The following is a 20,047-nucleotide window of genomic DNA, read 5'->3' on the forward strand; positions in this document are numbered from 1 at the left end:
CACCGCCTGCCTAGCGGTTCGCTGGCTATGGTCAATTCAAAAGGGCTTAGGCACCAGAAGCAAAGGTGGCGTTACGTGCCTTGGCTGCGACGAAAATAGAGGGCGCTCGATCCGTCGCTGGCAAAGACGGGCGTGCGGGCGAAGAGCGCCGGGACATGCTGCGCAAAGGCGTCGTGGGTGGCGGGCGTTTGCGCGGCAAGTCGGCCGCTCGCCATCCACAGCACCGTGTCGGCAAATTGTGCGACCAGCGACAGGTCGTGAAGTACCGCGACCACCGTGCGGCCGTCGGCGGCGAGCGCGGCGAGGCATTCCATCACGCGATATTGATTGGCGGGATCGAGCGCCCCGACCGGTTCGTCGACGAGCAGGACGGGCGTTTCGGCGGCAAGGACGCGTGCGAGGCAGGCGAGGGCCGCTTCGCCGCCCGACAGGCTGGTAACGCCGCGGTGGGCAAGGTCGATGCAGCCCGTTGCCGCCATTGCGCGGTCGACGGCTGCCTTGTCCTCGGCCGAGAGCCGGCCGGGCGCGGCGCCATAAGCGAAGCGGCCGAGCGCGACCATGTCGGCGACGCTGATATCCCAGGCCAGTTCGTGCACCTGCGGCAGATAGGCAAGCCGCCGCGCGCGCTCGGCGGGGCGCAGTGCGGTGAGGTCGGCGGCGCCCATGCGAATCGTGCCCTGCGTCGGCACGACGCCCGCCATCGCGCGAAGCAGCGTCGATTTGCCTGCGCCATTGGGGCCGACGATCGCGGTCAATAGCCCCGGCGCGAAGCGGGCGCTGATATTGGCGATGAGGGGGGGGGCCTGCGCCTCGACGCGCAGCGCTTCGATGATCAGATCGTCAGCCACGCGAAGCTCCTCGGCCGCGGCGCAGCACGATCAGCGTGAAAACGGGCGCGCCCGCAAGCGCGGCGACGACGCCGAGGCGCAGCTCATTGTCGGTCGGCAGGATACGCACGACGAGATCGGCAAGCACGAGGAGCAGCGCGCCCAGCCACGCCGAAGGCGCCAGCGTCCGCCCCGGATCGTGCCTCGTCCACGGGCGAACCAGATGCGGCGCGACGATCCCGACGAAGCCGACCGCGCCGGCCAGCGCCACCGCAGCGCCAGTCGCGATTCCGGTTCCGGCGACGATCGCGATGCGCGTGCGGCGGACGTCGAGGCCATGCGCGGCGGCGGCGGGCTCGCCAAGCGTGAGCAGCGACAGGTTCGCGCGCTGGGCGAACAGGAATAGCGCGCCGACGAGGATCAGCGGTGCGGTCATCGCAAGATCGGCGAGCGACCGGTTGGCGACCGACCCGAGCGTCCAGTTGACGAGATCGGAGAGCGAAAAGGGATTGGGCGCGAAGTTGAGGATCAGCGCCATCAACGCGCCCGCGAGGCTCGAGAGGCCGACCCCGACGAGGATCAGGCTCGCCATGCCCTGCGTCCGCACCGCCGCCGAGGCGAGGAGCAGAGTCGCGAGCGCAGCGCCTGCGATGGCGCCGAGGGGAAGCGCCCAGGGGAAGAGTGCCGCGAGCCCGAAATAGAGCGTCAGCGTTGCCCCGAGCGTTGCCGCCGCCGAGACGCCGAGGATGCCGGGTTCGGCAAGCGGATTGCGCGTGAGCCCTTGCAGCGCGGCGCCGCAGAGGCCCAGTGACGCGCCAACGACCGCGGCGCTGAGCACGCGCGGCAGCCGGATGTCGGCAAGGATGATCGCCGCGGCGGGATCATGCCCGCCGAGCCAGCCGGCGAACAGCGACGGCGACACGCCATCGGGGCCGGTCGCCAGCGCGAGCATCGCGGCGAGCAGCAGCATCGCGGCAAGGGTAAGGTTGAGGCGCGTCATCGCATATCCCTTCGCGCATCGGCGAGCGCCTTGACCGCGTGTCCCGTCAACCAATTGCCGCACGAGAGCCAGCCGCCGGGCACCTCGACATCGCGGGCATGGCGCGTGGCTTCCGCCACGACGGGGTGGCGCGAGGCGGTCCAATAATCCTGCCGATAGCGCGCGCTGTCGAAAAAGGCACGGAACACGAGATCGGGCGGACGGCGCACCATCTCCTCGATCGGCAGGCTGCCCCAGCCGGGGCGGGTGCGATAGGGGGTGAAGCCCGCCGCTTCCATGACCTCGGCGACCAGTGAACCGGGGCCGGTCGTGACGTCGCCGGGGGTGATGTAAAGCGCGGTGCCCGCGTGCCCGCCGCCCTGGTGCGCTGCGGCGACCTCGGTATCGAAGGCCTTGACCAGCGCCGCGGCGCGCGGGCCAGCGCCGAGCGCCGCGCCTGCCCGGAGCATCTGGCTTCGGACATCGGCGAGCGTGCCGGCATAGCCGAGCTGCACGACCTTTATCCCCATCGCTTCGAGCTGGCGGTCGAGCTTCGCGCTGCCGCCATAGGAGCGCACAACCACCGCGGGGCGCGGCATCGCAATATCCTCCAGCTGCGGGCGCAGCCGCGGCAGGCCCGCGGCGCGCGGCGCGGCAAAGGCGCTGTCGCTCGCTGCCTCGAAGGATACGGCGCGGATGCGCTCCCGGGGCACCAGCCCAAGCAGCATCTGGTCGGCGCAATAATCGATGCTGACGATGCCGTGACGGGCGGCGAGCGGCGCGCGCGGCTGGCAGGCCGTGAGGGCCGCCAGCATCGCGAGGGCCGCTCCCGCGCGCATCAGAAGGCCCAGCGGACCCCGACATAGGCCGAGCGGCCCGCGGTGCCATAGCCCGCCACGGTCTGATAATCGGTGTCGAACAGATTTTCGATGCGGCCATAGACTTCGATTCCGGCGACGAGCGGGTAGCTCGCGCGCAGATCGACCAGCCAATAATCGTCCAGCGTCACATTGTTCGCGCGATCATCGAAGCTCTTGCCGGCATAGCGCGCGGCGATCGACAGGTCGGCGCCGGTAAAAGCGCCGCCGGGCGCCCAGCCGAGTTCGGCATTGGCAAGATGCTTCGGGCGCCGCGCCAGCCGGTTGCCCTCGTAGACCGAACCGGGGGTGCGGTCGGTGGCGACAACGAGGCTGTAGTTGGCGCTGAAGCGCAGGCCCGGCGACAGCTGTACCGCGCCCTCGACCTCGACCCCCTGGGCGCGCGCGCGGTTGATATTGTCGTAAGTGCCGAAGGGACGGTTGCCCGTCGCGCAGATGGGGGGCAGGGGATTGGGACCGGCGGGACAGCTCACGAAATCGATAAGATTGCGCGTGTCGCGGCGATACCAGGCGATGTCGATGAACGCGAGCGGTGCGGCAGCGATGCGGACCCCGACTTCATAGGCGCGGGCGCGCTCGGGCTGCAGATCGGGATTGCCGTAGGCGCCTGCGGTATCCGAAAGCTGGAACAGCGTCGGCGCCTTGAAGCCTTCGCGATAGCTCGCGCGCAACGTGACATGATCGCCGAGCTTCTGCCCCGCATCGAAGGCGAGGCTCGTCGCGCCGCCGAAGTCGCGGTGATTGTCGCGGCGCACTCCCGCGGTCAGCGACAGCGTCTCGGTCGGCTTGCCGACGATCATGGCCCATAGTCCGGTGGTCGCGGTGCGGCCGCTGTCGCTCGAAAAGGCGTCGGCGGTCAGCGAGCGCGTCCATTCGCGTTCGGCGCCCGCGATCAGCCGCACTTGCTGTCCGCTTGCATTGCCCGCGGTCAGCCAGTCGATGCTGTACGAAAGACGTTCGCCGCGTCCGCGCGCCTTGAAGCTCGGATCGCTGCCCGCCGCCGGGTCGAAATTGTTGCGGTTGATGTCGGCAAAGCCGAACGCTAGCTTGTGCGAGAAGCCGGTCGTGCTGTCGTTGCCGCCCGGGCGGTGTTCGACCGAGGCGGCGGCATAATGTTCGCGCGTCTTTTGATATTCGGCGGTGTCGCCGAAGCTGTAGGTCGGCGGCGCGAAGCCGTCGAGGTCGACGCGACTGTCGGCATAAAGGCCGAAGGCGCGGAAGGTCAGCGTATTGCCGATTTCGGTCCGGTTGGTGAGGTTGAGCGCATATTGGCGGTAGCCGTCGCGCTCGGTGCCCACCGCGGCATTGCTGATCCCGTCGGTGCGGACATAGCCGCCGCCGAGGCCGAATTGCGACGCGCCGAGGTCGGCGCGGAACTGGCCGTTGACCCGCGCCGTATCGCGCGCGCCATATTCGGCGCCGATCCGGCCGCTCGTGCCGCCGCCGACCGCGTCGGGCTCGGTGGTCGAGATGGCGACGACCCCGCCGATCGCCTGGCTGCCCCACGGCAGGCTGTTTGCGCCGCGCAGCACCTCGATGCGGTCGATCGCGCCGAGCATCAGATTGGCGAAGTCGAAGCCGCCGCCCGGCGAGGAGGGGTCGCCGACGCGCACCCCGTCGATGACGACCAGCGTCTGCTCGCCCTCGGCGCCGCGGATGCGCACATTCGATACGCTGCCGAGGGTGCCATATTGGGTGATGCTGACCCCGGGCAGGCGCGCAATCAGATCGGCGGCGGTGCCGTTCTGGGCGCGGCGGATGGCGGCGGCGTCGATGACCGAGACCGAGGCATTGCTTTGGTCGGCGCCGAGCAGATCGCCAACGACGGTGATCGTCGAACCATCGGGATCAGCGTCCTGCGCCCATGCAGGCGAGGCCGCGGCAACCGCCACGAGCGACAAGGTGGATTTCCAGAAAAATGACTTCACGAGTACCTCCAGCGTAACGGCTTGCCGTCACGCGAGGATCCTCGCCTGCGCCCGGTACACCCCGCCCGCGTGCAGATAACGGCGACGCCCTGGCAGGTCTCCTGGCTCGCCGGGTCAGCGGTGGGATGCGGCCTTCCCGGAAGACAAGCTTCCAGTGGCATGATTGCATCCACCTCGCCGGACTACAGTTGCGGGGGCAGCGCCGGATCGACCGGTCTTCCCTTTTCATGCCTGTTTCCAGGCAACCCGAGGTCACGGTGCGGGCCGCTAGCAAAAGCGCGGCCGCGCTGCAATCGCCAATTCGCAGGCCGAGGTTGGACCGGCGCGCCGTGTTTCAGGTGAAGTCGGGGTTGGCCGCGGCCGGCTCGATAGCGGGCTCGGCCGGGACTTTCCTGTCGGCGGCGCCAGAATGGCGGCCGCGAACGGCCCGGGCAACGAGGAGGGTCGTGAGCGGCCAGACGATCGTATTGAACAGGTCCATACGCGTGTCGGGCCAGTTCCAGTTGCCGAGATTGATCCGGTCGAGCACTTCGTTGCCGCAGGCGGCGATGATGACGATGCCGAGCGGCAATATGTCATCGAGGCCCCGGCGCATCACGAGCGCGGTCGCGAGGAAGATGAGCATCCCCGCATGCAGGTGCAGCATCGCATCGGGGAGGCCCGTCGTCGCCCCGATATCGAGAATGAGGCCGTGATAATCGGCGGCGGCTTGCTGCAGAATTTGCATTGATCTCTTTCAAATTGCGCGGGATTTCGAATCGGGCCGCTGCCCTTTGGCGCGCGCTGCCTGAACCAGGCTTGTATGCATCGAGCTTGCGCGCATTGGCAGAAAAGTTGAAGGCCCCGCCGTCCGGCGGGGCCTTCGAGGCTGGTGCAATCCTATCCACTGGAGGTGCCCGGCCCTTGTCCAAAACTCAATCTGCCATGAGATTTTTCACCGCTACAAATATTTGTCAACGAACGATAATTTATTTCGAGCCAAATTGGATGCTATTGTGCATTCGTCGATGGACGGGGATTCAGCATCGCTTGCCCTCATGCGGAAATGAATTCCGTTTCAATATACTATCTTTTTTTGCGATCGCTGGCGTTGCTTTTGCCATGCCCTGCGAAGATTGAAATCCGCTGCGCGGCGAGTGGACGCCGCTTCGCGATATATCGATCGCAGCGCGGATAATGACGCTAACCTTGACTTGCTGTGGGTTGCAATCGTTGGCGCTTCGACCGACATTGCTGCCTTAGGGAGCCGGGCATGGATTTTGCGTTCGACAATAGTTTTCACGACGCGATGCCGGGCTTTTACGCGCCCGCGGAGGCGGCGAAGCCGTCGGCGCCGACGCTCTTGATCTTCAACCATGCGCTTGCCGACCGGTTGGGGATCGATGCGGCGGGCGTGAGCGATGCGCAGCTCGCCCGGATCTTTTCGGGCGAGGAAATGCCCGGCGGCGCCAACCCGCTGGCGCTCGCCTATGCGGGGCATCAGTTCGGGCATTTCTCGCCGCAACTGGGCGACGGCCGCGCGCTGCTGCTCGGCGAGATCGTCGCGCCCGACGGGGCGCGGTTCGACGTGCAGCTCAAAGGGTCGGGGCCGACGCCTTTTTCGCGCAACGGCGATGGCAAGGCGGCGATCGGCCCCGTGCTGCGCGAGTTCCTCGTGTCCGAGGCGATGGCGGCGATGGGCATTGCGACGACGCGCGCGCTTGCCGCGGTGGCCACCGGCGATCGCGTCCAGCGCGAGCAGGCGCATCCCGGTGCCGTGCTGACGCGCATCGCGAGCAGCCATATCCGCGTCGGCACCTTTCAGTTCTTCGCCGCGCATTTCGGCGCCGACCATGTCGCGCAATTGTCGGACTATGCCGTGCGCCGCCATTTTCCCGAGCTTGCCGAGGCGGCCAATCCGCATCTGGCGCTGCTCGACCGGGTGATCGGCCTGCAGTGCGATCTCGTCGCAAGCTGGCTTGGCGTCGGCTTCATCCACGGGGTGATGAACACCGACAATGTCGCGATCAGCGGCGAGACGATCGATTATGGCCCTTGCGCCTTCATGGACCGCTTCGCGGTGAACACGGTCTTCAGCTCGATCGACGCGAATGAACGCTATTCCTATGGCCGCCAGCCGCAGATATTGCACTGGAACATGGCGCGCTTCGCCGAAGCACTGCTTCCGGCGATCCATGCGGTCGAGCCCGGCGATGTCGAAGAGGCGAAGGCGCTTGCCAACGCCATTCCCGAACGCTTTCGCATGGCCTGGTTCGCACGGATGCGCGCCAAGCTCGGGCTGACGCAGCCGGGCGATGGCGATGCCGAGTTGATCGACGGCTTGTTTGATCAGCTCGAGACGCATCAGGTCGATTTCACGCTGTTCTTCCGCGCGCTCGCCATGCTGCTTCGCGGCGAGGGCGATATGTTGCAGGCGCTGCTCCCGGCGCCCGACGCCATGGCGCCGTGGATCGCCGAGTGGTGGGCGCTGATCGAGCGCGAGCCCGCAGGGCCGCTCGAATGCGCCGACGCGATGGACGGGGTCAACCCGCTCTATATCCCGCGCAATCATCTGGTCGAGGCGGCGCTCGCCGACGCCGAGGCCGGCGATATGACGGCGTGGCGCGAACTGCTCGATGTCGTGCGCCAGCCTTTCGTGCCGCGCAGCGAATGGGAGGCGTTTGCCCGTCCGGCGCCCGAAGGCTTCGGACCCTATACGACCTTTTGCGGAACCTGACCGGCGTGCCGGGCGCTGTTGAGCGGTCGCCCGGCACTTGCTAGAGCGGCCGCCAACCCAATCGAGGATCGCATCTTTGTCCCAGACTGAATCGGCGGCGACCAGCTCGCCCAAAATCACCGTGGTCGGTACCGGCTATGTCGGCATTTCGAACGCGGTGCTGCTCGCGCAGCGCAACCGCGTCGTCGCGCTCGATATCGATCAGCAGAAGGTCGATCTCATCAACGCCCGGACCTCGCCGATCGCCGATCCGGAGATCGAGGAGTATCTGGCGAACCGGCCGCTCGACCTGGTCGCGACGACCGACAAGCAGGACGCTTATCGCGACAGCGATTTCGTGATCGTCGCGACGCCGACCGACTATGACCCGGACAATAATTATTTCAACACGAGCACGGTCGAAGCGGTCATCGCCGATGCGCTGGCGCTCGCGCCGCGCGCGCTGATCGTTATCAAATCGACGATTCCGGTCGGCTTCACCGACCGCATGCGCGCCGAATTCGGCAGCGACAATATAGTCTTCTCACCCGAATTCCTGCGCGAAGGACGCGCGCTTTATGACAATCTCTACCCCTCACGGATCATCGTCGGCGACACCAACCCGCGCGCCGCCGATTTCGCGCGGCTGCTCGAGCAGGCGTCGCTCAAGGACAAGACCGATGTGCTGCAGACGGGCAATACCGAGGCCGAGGCGATCAAGCTGTTCGCCAACACCTATCTTGCGATGCGCGTCGCCTTCTTCAACGAACTCGATACCTATGCCGCGATGCACGGTATCGACAGCCGACAGGTGATCGACGGGGTGGGGCTCGACCCCAGGATCGGGCAATTCTACAATAACCCGTCCTTCGGCTATGGCGGCTATTGCCTGCCCAAGGATACCAAGCAGCTGCTTGCCAATTATCAGGATGTGCCGCAGAATTTGATCCAGGCGATCGTCGCATCGAACACCACGCGCAAGGATTTCATCGCCGCCGAGGTCGTGCGCCGCAAACCGCGTGTCGTCGGCATCCACCGGCTTGCAATGAAGGCGGGATCCGACAATTTCCGCGCGAGCAGCATCCTGGGCGTGATGAAGCGCGTCAAGGCCAAGGGGATCGAGGTTATCGTCTATGAACCGCTGATCGAGGAGGATCGGCTGTTCAACTCGCGGGTCGTGCGCGATCTTGATGCCTTCAAGGCCGAGGCCGACGTGATCATCGCCAATCGCGTCGCCGACGAACTCGCCGATGTGGCCGACAAGGTCTACAGCCGCGATCTGTTCGGCGCCGATAGCTGAGCGGTTGCCACGGGGCCGCCTTTTCGACGGACCGAGCCGGTTTCCCCGAAAACCGGGTTGCGTGCGTGCGGCGGGCAAGCCACAAGTGCGCATCGGTTGTGGACAGATGGCCAGCGAAAAAAAGCGTCACGAATTGAACGGCTTTGGCGTCGATGCTCGGCGGCGGTGGGGACTATTGTCCGCGTCGCTGCTCTCGCTCGCCTGCGCCCATGCGGTCGCGGCGCAGGAGCGCGAACCGGCCGCGCCGCCGGCAGAAGAGGCCGCGACCGCGGAGCCCGCCGCGGCCGATACGCCGGCTCCCGGCGATGATACCCCGATCGCGAGCCCGTCGCCGCCGCCCGAGGGCGCGGTCTTGCCCGAGGTGGCGCCGATCATTCCCGATGACGAATTCAAGAAGGCGATTCCTCCGATCAGTGCGGAGGACGATCCCGAGCTCGACAAGCCGCTCGAATCGATCGCCGATTTCGAAAAGCGCGTCGCCGATGCGGCGAAGCAGAAGGCGAACGGTACCGCCGACGCCGTGCCGCAGGTCGATGGCACGCCCGTTCCCGCGCTCGCCGACGGGCAGACGGTCGAGCCGATCGGCGATGCGCCGATAACCGATACCGAGCTCGCCGCGCCCTTGCCGCCGCTCGAAAGCTTTGACGTTCAGCCGGTCCAGTTCGTCGATGCCGAGCCCGAGGGCGAGAACCGGCAGGTCGCCTATTCGGTGCAGGTCAATGGTCTTGCCGCAGCCGACGACAGCACCGATGCCGACCTCTCCGGGTTGTTCGGCGACCTGTCGGCGCTCTATGACGGCGATGGCAAGGCCGACAATTTCGCGATGCTGCGCGCCCGGCTGAGCAATGATGCGGAGCTGATGCAGCGCATCTTGTCGTCCGAAGGCTATTATGACGGCAGCGTCGATACGCGTATCGATCGCGCCGGCCGCGAGCGCGGGCAGCCGGTTTCAGCGGTGATCGATGTAAAGCCGGGTCCGCGCTACAGCTTTTCGGACATCATCCTCGATGCCAAGCCGACGGTGCCGCCGGGGCTGATCGCCGACAATTTCCCGCTCGCTATCGGCGAGCCGATCGTCGCCGAACGGGTTCAGGGCGCCGAAGCGGCGATCTCGCTCAAACTTCCCGAGGAAGGCTATCCCTTTGCCAAGGTCGGCCAGCGCGACATCCTGCTCGATGGCGACAAGGCAACGGGCGTCTACACGCTGCCGATCAACATCGGCCCGCGCGCCCGTTTCGGCGGCTTTGCGAGTAGCGGCGAGGAGGCCTTTGGCGCCGACCATGTCGCGATCATGGCACGGTTCAAGCGCGGCGATCTCTACGACAGCCGCAAGGTCGACGATCTGCGGCAGGCGCTGGTCGCCACCGGCCTGTTCGCGACCGTGTCGGTCGAGCCGCAGGCGACGGGCGAGAGCGCGGGCGACGATACCGAATATGTGACGATGCTGGTCAACCAGCAGGCGGGACCGCCGCGCACGCTCGCCGCCAGTGCCGGCTATGGCACCGGCGAGGGAATCCGCGTCGAAGGAAGCTGGACCCACCGCAATCTTTTCCCGCCTGAAGGCGCGTTGATCGTGCGCGGCGTCGCGGGGACGCAGGAGCAGGGGCTGGGGGTCACCTTCCGCCGGTCGAATGCGGGGCGGCGGGATCGCACCTTTGAACTGGTCGGTGAGGCGACGCGGAGCAATTATAACGCGTTCGAGGCGCTGACGGGGCGCATTGCGGCGCGGGTCAGCTATGACTCGACGCCGATCTGGCAGAAAAAGCTGACCTATGCCTATGGCGTGCAGCTTATCGCGACGAGCGAGGATGATTACAGTTTCCTGCTCGCCGATCGCGAACGCGACCTATATTATATCGTCGGCCTGACCGGACAGATCGGGATCGATCGCACCGACAGCCTGCTCGATCCGACCAAGGGATTTCGCGTCACCACGCTGATCGAGCCCGAAGGATCGATGAGCGGGCGCTTCTCGCCCTATGCGCGCGCGCGCGTCGATGTCAGCGGCTATTATCCGGTGGCCGAGAATATCGTGCTCGCGGGCCGCTTGCGCGTCGGTTCGATCCTCGGCGCCGCGCGCGAGCGGCTGGCGCCGTCGCGGCGCTTCTACGCCGGCGGCGGCGGTTCGGTGCGCGGCTTCGGCTATCAACAGCTTGGTCCCAAGGATCCCAACAACGACCCGATCGGCGGGCGCAGCGTCAACGAAGCCGCGTTCGAGGCGCGCTACCGGTTCGGTAATTTCGGGATCGTCGGCTTCGTCGATGCAGGGCAGGTCTATACCGGATCGACCCCCGATTTTTCGAATATGCGCTTCGGCGCCGGTATCGGCGGCCGTTTTTACACCAATTTCGGCCCGATGCGGCTTGACGTCGCGACGCCGATCGATCGCAAGCCCGGTGAATCGCGGCTCAGCGTCTATGTCTCGATCGGGCAGGCTTTCTGATGGCCGCGGGCGCAGCCGAGCCGATGGAGGACACGCCGCCGCCGCGGCGGAGTAACCCTTGGCCGCGCCGCGTGCTGCGCTGGACGGGGATCGTCGTCGGCGGGCTGCTCGCGCTGATCGCATTGTTCGTCGTCGGTCTCAACAGCGACGCCGGGCGCCGCTTTGTCGTCACCCAGATCGAGAAATATGAATTTTCGAACGGGATGAAGATCGGCATCGGCCGGCTCGACGGATCGCTCTACGGCGCGATGGTGGTGCGCGACTTCACGCTGTCCGATCCGAAAGGCGTGTTCCTGCGCTCGCCCGAGGTCAGGATCGACTGGCGGCCGTTCGCCTATCTGAGCAACCATGTCGATGTCCGTTCGGCGACCGCCTCGACGATCGTGCTGCAACGGCTGCCCGCATTCCGTCCGACGCCTGACACTGGCGAACCCCTGCTTCCCGACCTCGATATCGACATCGGGCGGCTGCGCGTCGACCGGTTCGTCGTCGAGCCTGCGGTGACGGGCGCGCGGCAGGAACTCCGCATCGACGGCAAGGTCGCGATCGCCGACCGGCGCGCGCAGGTTACGGCGAAGGCCGAGACCATCGGCGGCAAGGCGAAGGGCGACCGGCTCGCGCTGCTTCTCGACGCGGTGCCCGAAAAGAACCGCCTGGCGCTGACGCTCGACGTCAACGCTCCCGCCGGTGGGGTGCTGGCGGCACTCGGCGGGTTCAAGGAGCCGCTGACGGCCAAGCTTGCCGGCCGCGGCGACTGGACGCGCTGGGACGGGCGCCTCGACGCGACGCTGGGCGCGGCGCCGCTCGCCGGGCTGGCGCTGAGCGCGCGCGACGGGACGTTCGCGGTCAAGGGTACCACGCGGGCGGCGCGGCTGTTTGCGGGCACGCCGGCGGCGCTGCTCGGCCGCGAGACGGCGGTCGATGTCACGGCGCGGCTCGCCCGGCGCAAGGCCGATCTCGACGGACGGCTTTCGTCTGATGCGATGCGGCTCGGGATCAGCGGCGGCCTCGATCTCGGCGCCAATCGTTACGATGGCCTGCAACTGGCGTTCGTGCTGCTGCGCCCCGCCGCGATCGCGCCGGCGCTTCGGGCGAGCGGCGGCCGGGCGTCGGCGCGGCTCGATGGCGCCTTTGCGACGCCGACGGTCGCGTATAGCGTCGATGCGGCGAGCCTTGCGGTCAATGATATCGTCGTCGAGGCGCTGAACCTGTCGGGCAAGGCGCGCGTCGATGTCGACCAGATCGTCATCCCGGTGACGGGGCGCGCGGCGCGCATCCGCGGGCTCGATACGGTGGCGGGCGGAACGCTCGTCGCGGTGCGGCTCGACGGCGACCTTGCTTACAAGAATGGGCGGCTGCTCAGCGACAACCTTCGGCTGCGGTCGCCGCGCATCGACGCCAAGGCGATCATCGTCGCCGACCTCAACCGCGGCTTCTACACCGGCGCCATCGACGGGCGGGTCAATAATTACCGCATCGAAAGCGTCGGCATCTTCGACATCGGCACCGACGTCGATCTGAAGCGTGTCGGTACCGACGGGTTCGAGATTGCCGGCCGCATTCGCGCGCGATCGACCCAATTGTTCAATTCGGGCGTTCGCGACCTGCTCGGCGGCAATGCCGTGGCGACGAGCGACATTCGCTATGGCACCGACGGCATCGTGCGCTTCGCCAATCTGCGCCTCACCGCGCCGCGGCTGCGGGTGACGAGCGGGCAGGGCAGCTATGCGCCGGGCGGCCAGCTCCAGCTCGTCGCGCGCGCCAATTCGGTCGATTACGGTCCGCTTGGTGTCGAGGTGGCGGGGACGATCAGCGACCCGCGCGCGACGCTGCGCGCCGAGCGCCCCGGCCTCGGCATCGGCCTCGCCAATCTGGAAGCGCGACTGACGGGCGCCCCCAACGGATACCGGCTCGCGGCGAAGGGGGAGACAGATTACGGTCCGCTGACCGCCGATGTCGTCCTGCTGACCGCCGCCGGCCCGCTGACCATCGATGTCGAACGCGCCGACCTGTCGGGAATCGGCTTCAAGGGACGGCTGCAGCAAAGCGCGGCGGGGCCGTTCGTCGGACAGCTCGACGCGTCGGGGCAGGGGCTGGGCGGCATCGTGCGGCTGAGCGCCGATGGTCAATATCAGGCGGTTGCGGCGAATATCCGCGCGAACAATGTCGTGCTGCCCGGTGCCGCGCGGCTCGCGGTCGGCAGCGCGATCGTCGATGCCGACATGATCCTTTACGACAAGCCGCGGATCATCGCCGACATCCAGCTCGCCGACACGCGCATCCGCGATTATGACATTGCGGTCGGGCGGGTGAAGATCGACTATCGTGACGGGCGCGGCAAGGCGCAGGCGCTGGTCGAGGGGACCAGCGGCGTGCCGTTCCGCATCGCCGCCAATGCCGATCTGACCCCCGAGCTGTGGCGCGCATCGGTGCAGGGCCGCGCCAGCGGCATCAACTTCCGCACCGCGTCGCCGGCGCGCATCGTGCCGCATGCCGACGACTATGAACTGCTTCCGACGACCATCGACCTCGGCCGCGGCAGCAGCGCGCGCCTCGCGGGGCGCTTCGGCGAGGGCATCGTCGTCCAGAGCCGCCTCGAGCGCGCCAATATGACGATCCTCAACGCCGTCTATCCGGGACTGGGGCTCGGCGGGCGCGCGACCGGCAGCCTCGACTTCGCGCAGGAAAATTCCGACGCTTTCCCGCGTGCCGACGCGCGGCTGACGATCAACGATTTCACGCGCACGACCGCGGCGGCGGTCAGCCAGCCGGTCGACGTCAATTTCGCGGGCAAGCTGCTCGCCGACGGGGGCGAATTGCGCGCCGTGGTGCGCAAGCGCGGCAGCGTGATCGGACGGCTGCAGGCGTCGCTGCGCCCGCTCGGGCCGGGGGCCGGAGACTGGATGACGCGCCTGCGCGCCGCACCGCTCGGCGGCGGGCTGCGCTATAATGGACCTGCCGACACGCTCTATTCCTTCGTCGGCCCAGCCGATCAGGGGCTTGCCGGCCCGATCGCGGTGGCGGCCGACTTCAGTTGCCAGCTTGCCGATCCCTGTCTGCAGGGCGTGCTCAAGGGCAATGGCATGACCTATGAGAACCAGACCTATGGCACCAAGCTGACCGACATGGTGGTCAGCGGCCGCTTTACCGGCAACCGGCTCGAAATCGATCAGCTTACCGCCAAGGCCGGCACCGGAAGCGTCGCGGCGAAGGGCTATGTCAGCCTGTCGTCGGCCGATGGTTATCCGATGAACATCGTCGCCACGCTCGACAATGCGCGGCTGGCGCGCAGCGAGAATATCGGCGCGCGCGCGACCGGCACGCTGACCCTCACAAAAGCAGCGGGAGAGGCAGCGCTGCTGTCGGGCGACCTGCGCCTGCCCGAAACGCGCTATCGCATCGTGCGCGAGGGCGCGGCGAGCGTTCCCGTGCTCACCGGCGTGCGCCGCAAGCCGCCGAGCGGGCGCCGCCGGATCAGCGGCGACGGGCTGGCGGCGGTGGGCGGCAGCCTGTTCGACCTGATCCGGCTCGACATCCGCCTGCGCGCCGGCGAACAGATTTATGTGACCGGCATGGGGCTCGAATCCGAATGGCAGGCCGACGTCACCTTGAAGGGAACCACCGTCGCGCCGCGCGTGACCGGCGAGATCGAACTGGTGCGCGGCACGCTCGATTTCGCGGGGCGCTCGTTTAACCTCGAACAGGGCAAGGTGACCTTCCCCACCGGCGACGCCTATGACCCCGCGATCAACCTGCTTGCGACCGACACTTTCGACAATGTGACCGTGAATGTCGCGGTGACCGGGCGCGCGAGCAACCCGCAGGTCGCCTTTTCGAGCGTGCCCGGACTGCCGCAGGACGAAATCGTCTCGCGCATCCTGTTCGGCGATTCGATCACCTCGCTGTCTCCGCTTCAGGCGGTGCAACTGGCTGCGTCGCTCAACACGCTGCGCGGCGGCGGCGGCGGGCTCAGCCCGCTCGGCGCGCTCCAGTCGGCGGCGGGGATCGACCGCCTGCGCATTCTGGGGCCCGACGATACGACCGGACGCGGCACCGCGTTGGCGGCAGGGCAATATATCTCGAAGGACATCTATCTTGAGGTCATCACCGACGCACGCGGTTATACCGCGACCCAGCTCGAGATCAGCCTGACGCGCGCGCTGTCGATCCTGAGCCAGGCGGGCGGGTCGGGACAATCGAACTTCTCCGTCCGCTACCGCAAGGATTATTGATGCGCCGCGCGCTGATGCTCTTGCCGCTGTTCGCGCTGGCGGCGTGCAAACAGCAGCCCGATTTCGACCAGCGGTACGACAAGGCTGCATCCGACATCGAAGCGCGCGCGCGGGCGATGGACAAGGATCTGTCGGAGGCGGACAAGGCCGCCGCCGCGGCCGCACCCGGCAATGGTTCGCTGACGAAGGGCTTGCCAGCCGCGTCGACCGCGTCTAACGCACCCCCGTCATCTGGGGAGTAGCCAGCCGTCCTGCCGGACGGGCCGCAGCGTCAACATACTCGGTCGAGAGGCCGTGGCGCCGCGGAAGCGCGAAAGCGTTTGGGCGAGACCAATGGCGTCGCACCTTCGTCCGGGCCGGGCGGCGGGCGCGATCGCTGTTGGAGTTCGCTTGCCGCTCGGCCCCGGAGTAACTCATGGAAGCCTTGTTCACCTCGACCGCGGTCGTCGCGCTCGCCGAGATCGGCGACAAGACGCAGCTCCTCGCGATTCTGCTTGCGACGCGCTTCAAACGGCCGCTTCCGATCATCCTCGGCATTTTGGTCGCAACGCTCGCCAATCATGCGCTCGCCGCGCTGCTGGGGGCGCAGGCGGCCGCCTTCCTCGACAGCGATATCTTCCGCTATGTCATCGGCGCTTCGTTCGTCGCAATGGCGGCGTGGACGCTGATTCCGGACAAGTTCGAGGATGATGATGCGCCCAAATCGCATGCGGGCGCGTTCATGACGACGCTCGTCGCCTTCTTCCTCGTCGAGATGGGCGACAAGACGCAGGTAGCGACGATCGCGCTCGGCGCGCGCTTCCACGATGTCTTTACCGTCACGGCGGGTACGACGCTGGGGATGATGATCGCCAATGTGCCCGCGATCTTCCTTGGCCACGAACTGCTCAAGCGCGTCGATCTGAACAAGGTCCGCATGATCGCTGCGGCGCTGTTCCTGGTGATCGGCCTGTGGGTTCTGGCCCAGACCGCGGGACTGTTCCGCGCAGGCTGACCGCCGCGATCAGAACGGCTTGCAGGGCTTGCCGTTGTCGTCGAACCGGGCGGCGAGATCATATTCGCGGCCGTTCCAGCGCAGATAGGGGAAACAGAAGCCGGGAAGGCCGACCTGGATATCGGGATAATTGTCGACACCGTGGCTTTTGAGGAAGTTTGCAAAGCCCTGGGTGGTCAGCATCACTTTCCAGCTTCCCGCCGGCGTCTTGGTCAGGACGATCGAATTGACGCCGGCCGATCCGTTGCAGAAGATGCCATTGTCGTGGATCATCGCTTCGGGTCGGCCGTCGCCGTTGACGTCGCCGATAAAATCGACCTGCGCCTCCGAATGGCCGCTGTCGTCGTCGGTGCAGGCTGTCCAGCGGCCGCCCTTGACCGGCTTGATTTCGGCGGCGCGAAACAGCGCGAGGCGCTCGGTCGCCGGGATCGCCTTGGCTTCGGGGGTTTGCGAGCCGTCCCAATCGAACAGATAGTCGCGCGAAATCGGCATCGGGCCGCTACGCGGCGGCGCGGCGCTTGCCGGGGCGGCTGCGGCCTTCCCGTCCTGGCTGCACGCCGTCGGCGCGCCGTAGCTGCCGCCCGCGAAATGGCGCGTGCCGGGGCAGGCCGAATAGCGCGCCTCGAGCGTCAGGTCGCGCCAGCCGCCGGTGCGCGTCTTGGCGAAGCCGACGATGCCATCCTCGGCGATCAGACGGCGCCAGCGCCCGTCGGTGCCGAGCGTCAGCACCGCAAAATAGGCGCCGGGCTTGCTATAGCATTTGGGATCGACATCGGCGACATGCGCCTCCGCCCGTCCGTCGCCGTTGAGATCGGCAAAGGCGACGCGCGGGTTCGACGCGCCGCCGCAGCGGTTGATCGCGCGCCCGTTTTCGACCCGGAAGCCTGCAGCTTCGAACAACTGGATGCTCTGTTCCCTGGTCAGGCGCGGCTGCGCCGTACCCTGCGCCGCGCTCTGCGCCGGACCGGCAAGCGGCAGCGCGGCCAGTGACAAACCCAACAGCATCCGGATGTTCGACATGGTGGTCCCTCCCGTCGCGGCGAAGGCTAACACGAACCGCCCCCGCCTTGCCACGCAAATCGCGGGCGGTGTTCGCCCGCCCTCGCTTGCAATCGGGTGCGGTTTCGCGGATGGCTGAAAGCGGCAAGGCAAGCGACGACCCGCCCGGACGAGGCCGGCGCGCTTCGAGGAGAGGCTTATGGACTTCGATCTGGTCGTGCGCGGCGGGCTGGTTTTCGACGGGAGCGGTACCGCTCCCTTCGTCGGCGACATCGGCCTTCGCGGCGGAAAAATCGCCGCAATCGGGCAGATAACGGGCCGCGGGGCCGAGGAGATCAATGCCAGCGACCGCATCGTAACCCCCGGCTTCATCGACATTCACACCCATTATGACGGGCAGGCGACGTGGGAGACACGCATGGCGCCCTCCTCGAATCATGGCGTGACGACGGTGCTGATGGGCAATTGCGGCGTCGGCTTCGCGCCGTGCCGGCCGCACCAACGCGACATGCTCGTCAAGCTGATGGAGGGGGTCGAGGATATTCCCGAGGTCGTGATGGTCGACGGGCTGCCTTGGAATTGGGAGAGTTTCCCCGACTATCTCGACGCGCTCGATGCGCGCGAACTCGACATCGATATCGCGGCGCAGGTGCCGCATTCGGCGCTGCGCATCTTCGTGATGGGCGAACGCGGCGCGCAGCACGAGGCCCCGACCGCCGACGATCTGGCGCAGATGCGCGCGCTGGTCGCCGATGCCGTCGCCGCCGGAGCCTTCGGGGTCACGACGTCGCGCAACATGATGCACCGGACCAAGGCGGGCGAACTGGCGCCGAGCCTTTATTCCGAGGCCGACGAGCTGCGCGCGCTGATGGACGGCCTTGGCGATGCCGATGCAGGGGTGTTCCAGATCATCCCGGCACCGGCCAATGATGCCGAGAGCGAATTCGCCTTGCTGCGCGCGCTTGCCGAACATGGGCGGCGCCCCTTGTCCTTCACCCTGCTTGATGTGCCCAACCAGCCGGGGGCGGGGTGGCGATCGATGCTCGCGGGGCTCGAACAGGCGCGCCGCGACGGGCTGCAGATGCGCGGCCAGGTCGCGCCGCGTCCGGTCGGCACGTTCTTCGGCCTCGACCTCAGCCTCCATCCGTTCAGCTCGCACCCGAGCTACAAGGCGATCGCCGCCCGCCCGCTGGCCGAGCGTGTGGCGGCGATGCGCGATCCGGCCTTCCGCGCGCGTCTGCTCGCCGAGACGGCCGAGGACAGCAATCCGGTGACGCTGGCGCTGATCGATGCGTTCCGCGCCGCGCATGAATGGAGCGACGGCCCCGATTATGAACCGCAGCGCGAGACGCGGATCGAGGCGCGCGCCGCGGCGGCGGGCAAGTCGGTTGCCGAATTCGCCTATGACCTGCTGCTGAAGGACGAAGGGCGGCGGCTCTTCTATCTGCCTGCCGCCAATTATTCGGAGGGCAATCTGAACGCGGTGCGCGAAATGCTGGGTCATCCCGATACGGTGATGGCGCTCGCCGACGGCGGCGCGCATTACGGCCTGATCTGCGACGCGAGCTTTCCGACCTATTTTCTCCAGCGCTGGGTCCGCGATGCCGATCCCGGCGACCGGATCGCGCTCGCCGACGCCATTGCCGAGCTGACCGCGCGTCCCGCCGCGACCGTCGGCATGACCGACCGCGGTCGCATCGCCGAGGGGATGAAGGCGGACCTCAACATCATCGATTTCAACGCACTGCGCCTGCATGTTCCGACAATCCGTTACGATCTGCCCGCTGGCGGGAAGCGCATGCATCAGGCCGCCGACGGCTATGTGGCGACGATCGTATCGGGCGCGGTCACCTATCGCGACGGGCAGCCGACGGGCGTGCTCCCTGGTCGGCTCGTGCGGCGGGGACGGGATGCGGCGCCAGCCGGCGCGGGCGATCCGGCGATCCCGCGTGCCGCCTAGGGTCAGCATGAAGGACGATACCGACTTCGCCGGAAAGGCGGTGCTGGTGGTTGGCGGATCGAGCGGGATCGGCAACGGCATCGCCCATGGCTTTCGCGCGCGCGGCGCGGCGGTCCATGTCTGGGGGACACGCGCGCAGGCGACCGATTACGACCCGGACGATGGGTCCGATCTTGCGGGGCTCGGCTATAGCTGTGTCGATGTCGGCGACCCCGACGCGATCGAGGCGGCGGCAATGCCGTTCGACCGGCTCGATGTGCTGATCCTGTGCCAGGGCACGGTCGTCTATCGGCGCGGCGAGTTCGAGCGCGAGGGATGGGACCGGGTGATGGCGGTGAACCTCGACAGCCTGATGCATATATCGCGCAAGTTCCGGCCGCAGCTGTCGCAAAGCGCCGGATCGATCGTCATCGTCAGTTCGATTTCGGGGCTCAAGGCCAATATCGGCAATCCCGCCTATGCCGCGTCGAAGGCCGGGGCGATCAGCCTGACCAAGACGCTGGGGCAGGCCTTCGCTGCCGACGGCATCCGCGTAAACGGCCTCGCGCCGGGGCTGGTCGATACCAAGCTGACCAAGGTGACGACGCAGAATCCCGACCGGCTGGAGGGGGCACTCGCGCATATCCCGCAGCGACGGATGGGAACGCCCGAGGACATGGCGGGGGCGGCGATCTTTCTTGCCTCGCCGCTTGCCTCCTATGTCACCGGTCATACGCTGATCGTCGACGGGGGCCTCTCGCTCCGATCGGGCGCCCCATCAATTCCTGCAGGTGACGCGCCGCGATTTTCGCGGCAGGAGAGGGCGGCTACGC

13 protein-coding genes, 1 pseudogene and 2 riboswitches are annotated in these 20,047 nt (G+C 67.3%); of the genes and pseudogenes, 8 read left to right on the forward strand and 6 right to left on the reverse strand.

Annotation, left to right across the window (positions count from 1 at the left end; genetic code table 11):
* Positions 1–71: 71 nt before the first annotated feature.
* The 5 genes from STE01S_RS07540 to STE01S_RS07560 all read right to left on the reverse strand — a co-directional run bounded on the left by STE01S_RS07540 (position 72) and on the right by STE01S_RS07560 (position 5,339).
* Entirely contained in the window at positions 72–848 is a 777-nt protein-coding gene (locus STE01S_RS07540; RefSeq protein WP_062766539.1) for an ABC transporter ATP-binding protein, read from the reverse strand.
* On the reverse strand, positions 841–1,827 hold the full coding sequence (locus tag STE01S_RS07545) for a FecCD family ABC transporter permease (RefSeq protein WP_062766542.1): 987 nt from the start codon (positions 1,825–1,827) through the stop codon (positions 841–843). Before STE01S_RS07545 ends, STE01S_RS07540 begins: the two co-directional genes overlap by 8 nt.
* Entirely contained in the window at positions 1,824–2,621 is a 798-nt protein-coding gene (locus STE01S_RS07550; RefSeq protein WP_162928229.1) for an ABC transporter substrate-binding protein, read from the reverse strand. The genes STE01S_RS07545 and STE01S_RS07550 overlap by 4 nt, the downstream gene beginning before the upstream one ends.
* Positions 2,622–2,644: 23 nt before the next feature.
* Entirely contained in the window at positions 2,645–4,612 is a 1,968-nt protein-coding gene (locus STE01S_RS07555) for a TonB-dependent receptor plug domain-containing protein (protein WP_082813261.1), read from the reverse strand.
* A gap of 74 nt (positions 4,613–4,686) precedes the next feature.
* Positions 4,687–4,876: riboswitch (cobalamin riboswitch) on the reverse strand.
* A 70-nt stretch (positions 4,877–4,946) separates the two neighbouring features.
* Positions 4,947–5,339, reverse strand: a complete 393-nt coding sequence (locus STE01S_RS07560; RefSeq protein ID WP_003044730.1) for a hypothetical protein — start codon at positions 5,337–5,339, stop codon at positions 4,947–4,949.
* A 525-nt stretch (positions 5,340–5,864) separates the two neighbouring features.
* On the opposite strand from STE01S_RS07560, the gene STE01S_RS07565 reads away from it, so the two are divergent.
* From STE01S_RS07565 to STE01S_RS07590, 6 genes are all read left to right on the forward strand, one after another.
* Positions 5,865–7,328, forward strand: a complete 1,464-nt coding sequence (locus STE01S_RS07565) for a protein adenylyltransferase SelO (protein WP_062766551.1) — start codon at positions 5,865–5,867, stop codon at positions 7,326–7,328.
* Positions 7,329–7,404: 76 nt separating this feature from the next.
* Positions 7,405–8,607 carry a nucleotide sugar dehydrogenase gene (locus STE01S_RS07570; RefSeq protein ID WP_062766554.1) on the forward strand — a complete coding sequence of 401 codons (1,203 nt, stop codon included), beginning with the start codon at positions 7,405–7,407 and terminating at the stop codon, positions 8,605–8,607.
* A 106-nt stretch (positions 8,608–8,713) separates the two neighbouring features.
* Complete coding sequence (locus tag STE01S_RS07575; RefSeq protein WP_062766557.1) at positions 8,714–11,050, forward strand: autotransporter assembly complex protein TamA; 2,337 nt, start codon at positions 8,714–8,716, stop codon at positions 11,048–11,050.
* Entirely contained in the window at positions 11,050–15,282 is a 4,233-nt protein-coding gene (locus STE01S_RS07580) for a translocation/assembly module TamB domain-containing protein (RefSeq protein ID WP_255265908.1), read from the forward strand. The genes STE01S_RS07575 and STE01S_RS07580 overlap by 1 nt, the downstream gene beginning before the upstream one ends.
* On the forward strand, positions 15,282–15,524 hold the full coding sequence (locus STE01S_RS07585; protein ID WP_062766560.1) for a hypothetical protein: 243 nt from the start codon (positions 15,282–15,284) through the stop codon (positions 15,522–15,524). The genes STE01S_RS07580 and STE01S_RS07585 overlap by 1 nt, the downstream gene beginning before the upstream one ends.
* Positions 15,503–15,681: riboswitch (yybP-ykoY riboswitch) on the forward strand. Its footprint overlaps the gene before it by 22 nt.
* Positions 15,682–15,697: 16 nt before the next feature.
* Positions 15,698–16,276, forward strand: a complete 579-nt coding sequence (locus STE01S_RS07590) for a TMEM165/GDT1 family protein (protein ID WP_062766563.1) — start codon at positions 15,698–15,700, stop codon at positions 16,274–16,276.
* A 9-nt stretch (positions 16,277–16,285) separates the two neighbouring features.
* Here the strand turns inward: STE01S_RS07590 and STE01S_RS07595 are convergent, their stop codons facing one another.
* Entirely contained in the window at positions 16,286–17,296 is a 1,011-nt protein-coding gene (locus STE01S_RS07595) for a hypothetical protein (RefSeq protein ID WP_062766566.1), read from the reverse strand.
* Positions 17,297–17,474: 178 nt separating this feature from the next.
* Here STE01S_RS07595 and STE01S_RS07600 point away from each other — a divergent pair, with 178 nt between their 5' ends.
* Positions 17,475–19,235 (forward strand): N-acyl-D-amino-acid deacylase family protein, encoded by a 1,761-nt coding sequence (locus STE01S_RS07600; RefSeq protein WP_062766568.1) that lies wholly within the window; start codon positions 17,475–17,477, stop codon positions 19,233–19,235.
* Positions 19,236–19,242: 7 nt separating this feature from the next.
* A pseudogene (locus tag STE01S_RS19550) lies at positions 19,243–19,977 on the forward strand (SDR family NAD(P)-dependent oxidoreductase); the annotation flags it as partial.
* Positions 19,978–20,047: the final 70 nt, after the last annotated feature.

The organism is Sphingopyxis terrae subsp. terrae NBRC 15098 (assembly GCF_001598815.1).
In the GTDB taxonomy this organism is placed as follows: domain Bacteria; phylum Pseudomonadota; class Alphaproteobacteria; order Sphingomonadales; family Sphingomonadaceae; genus Sphingopyxis; species Sphingopyxis terrae.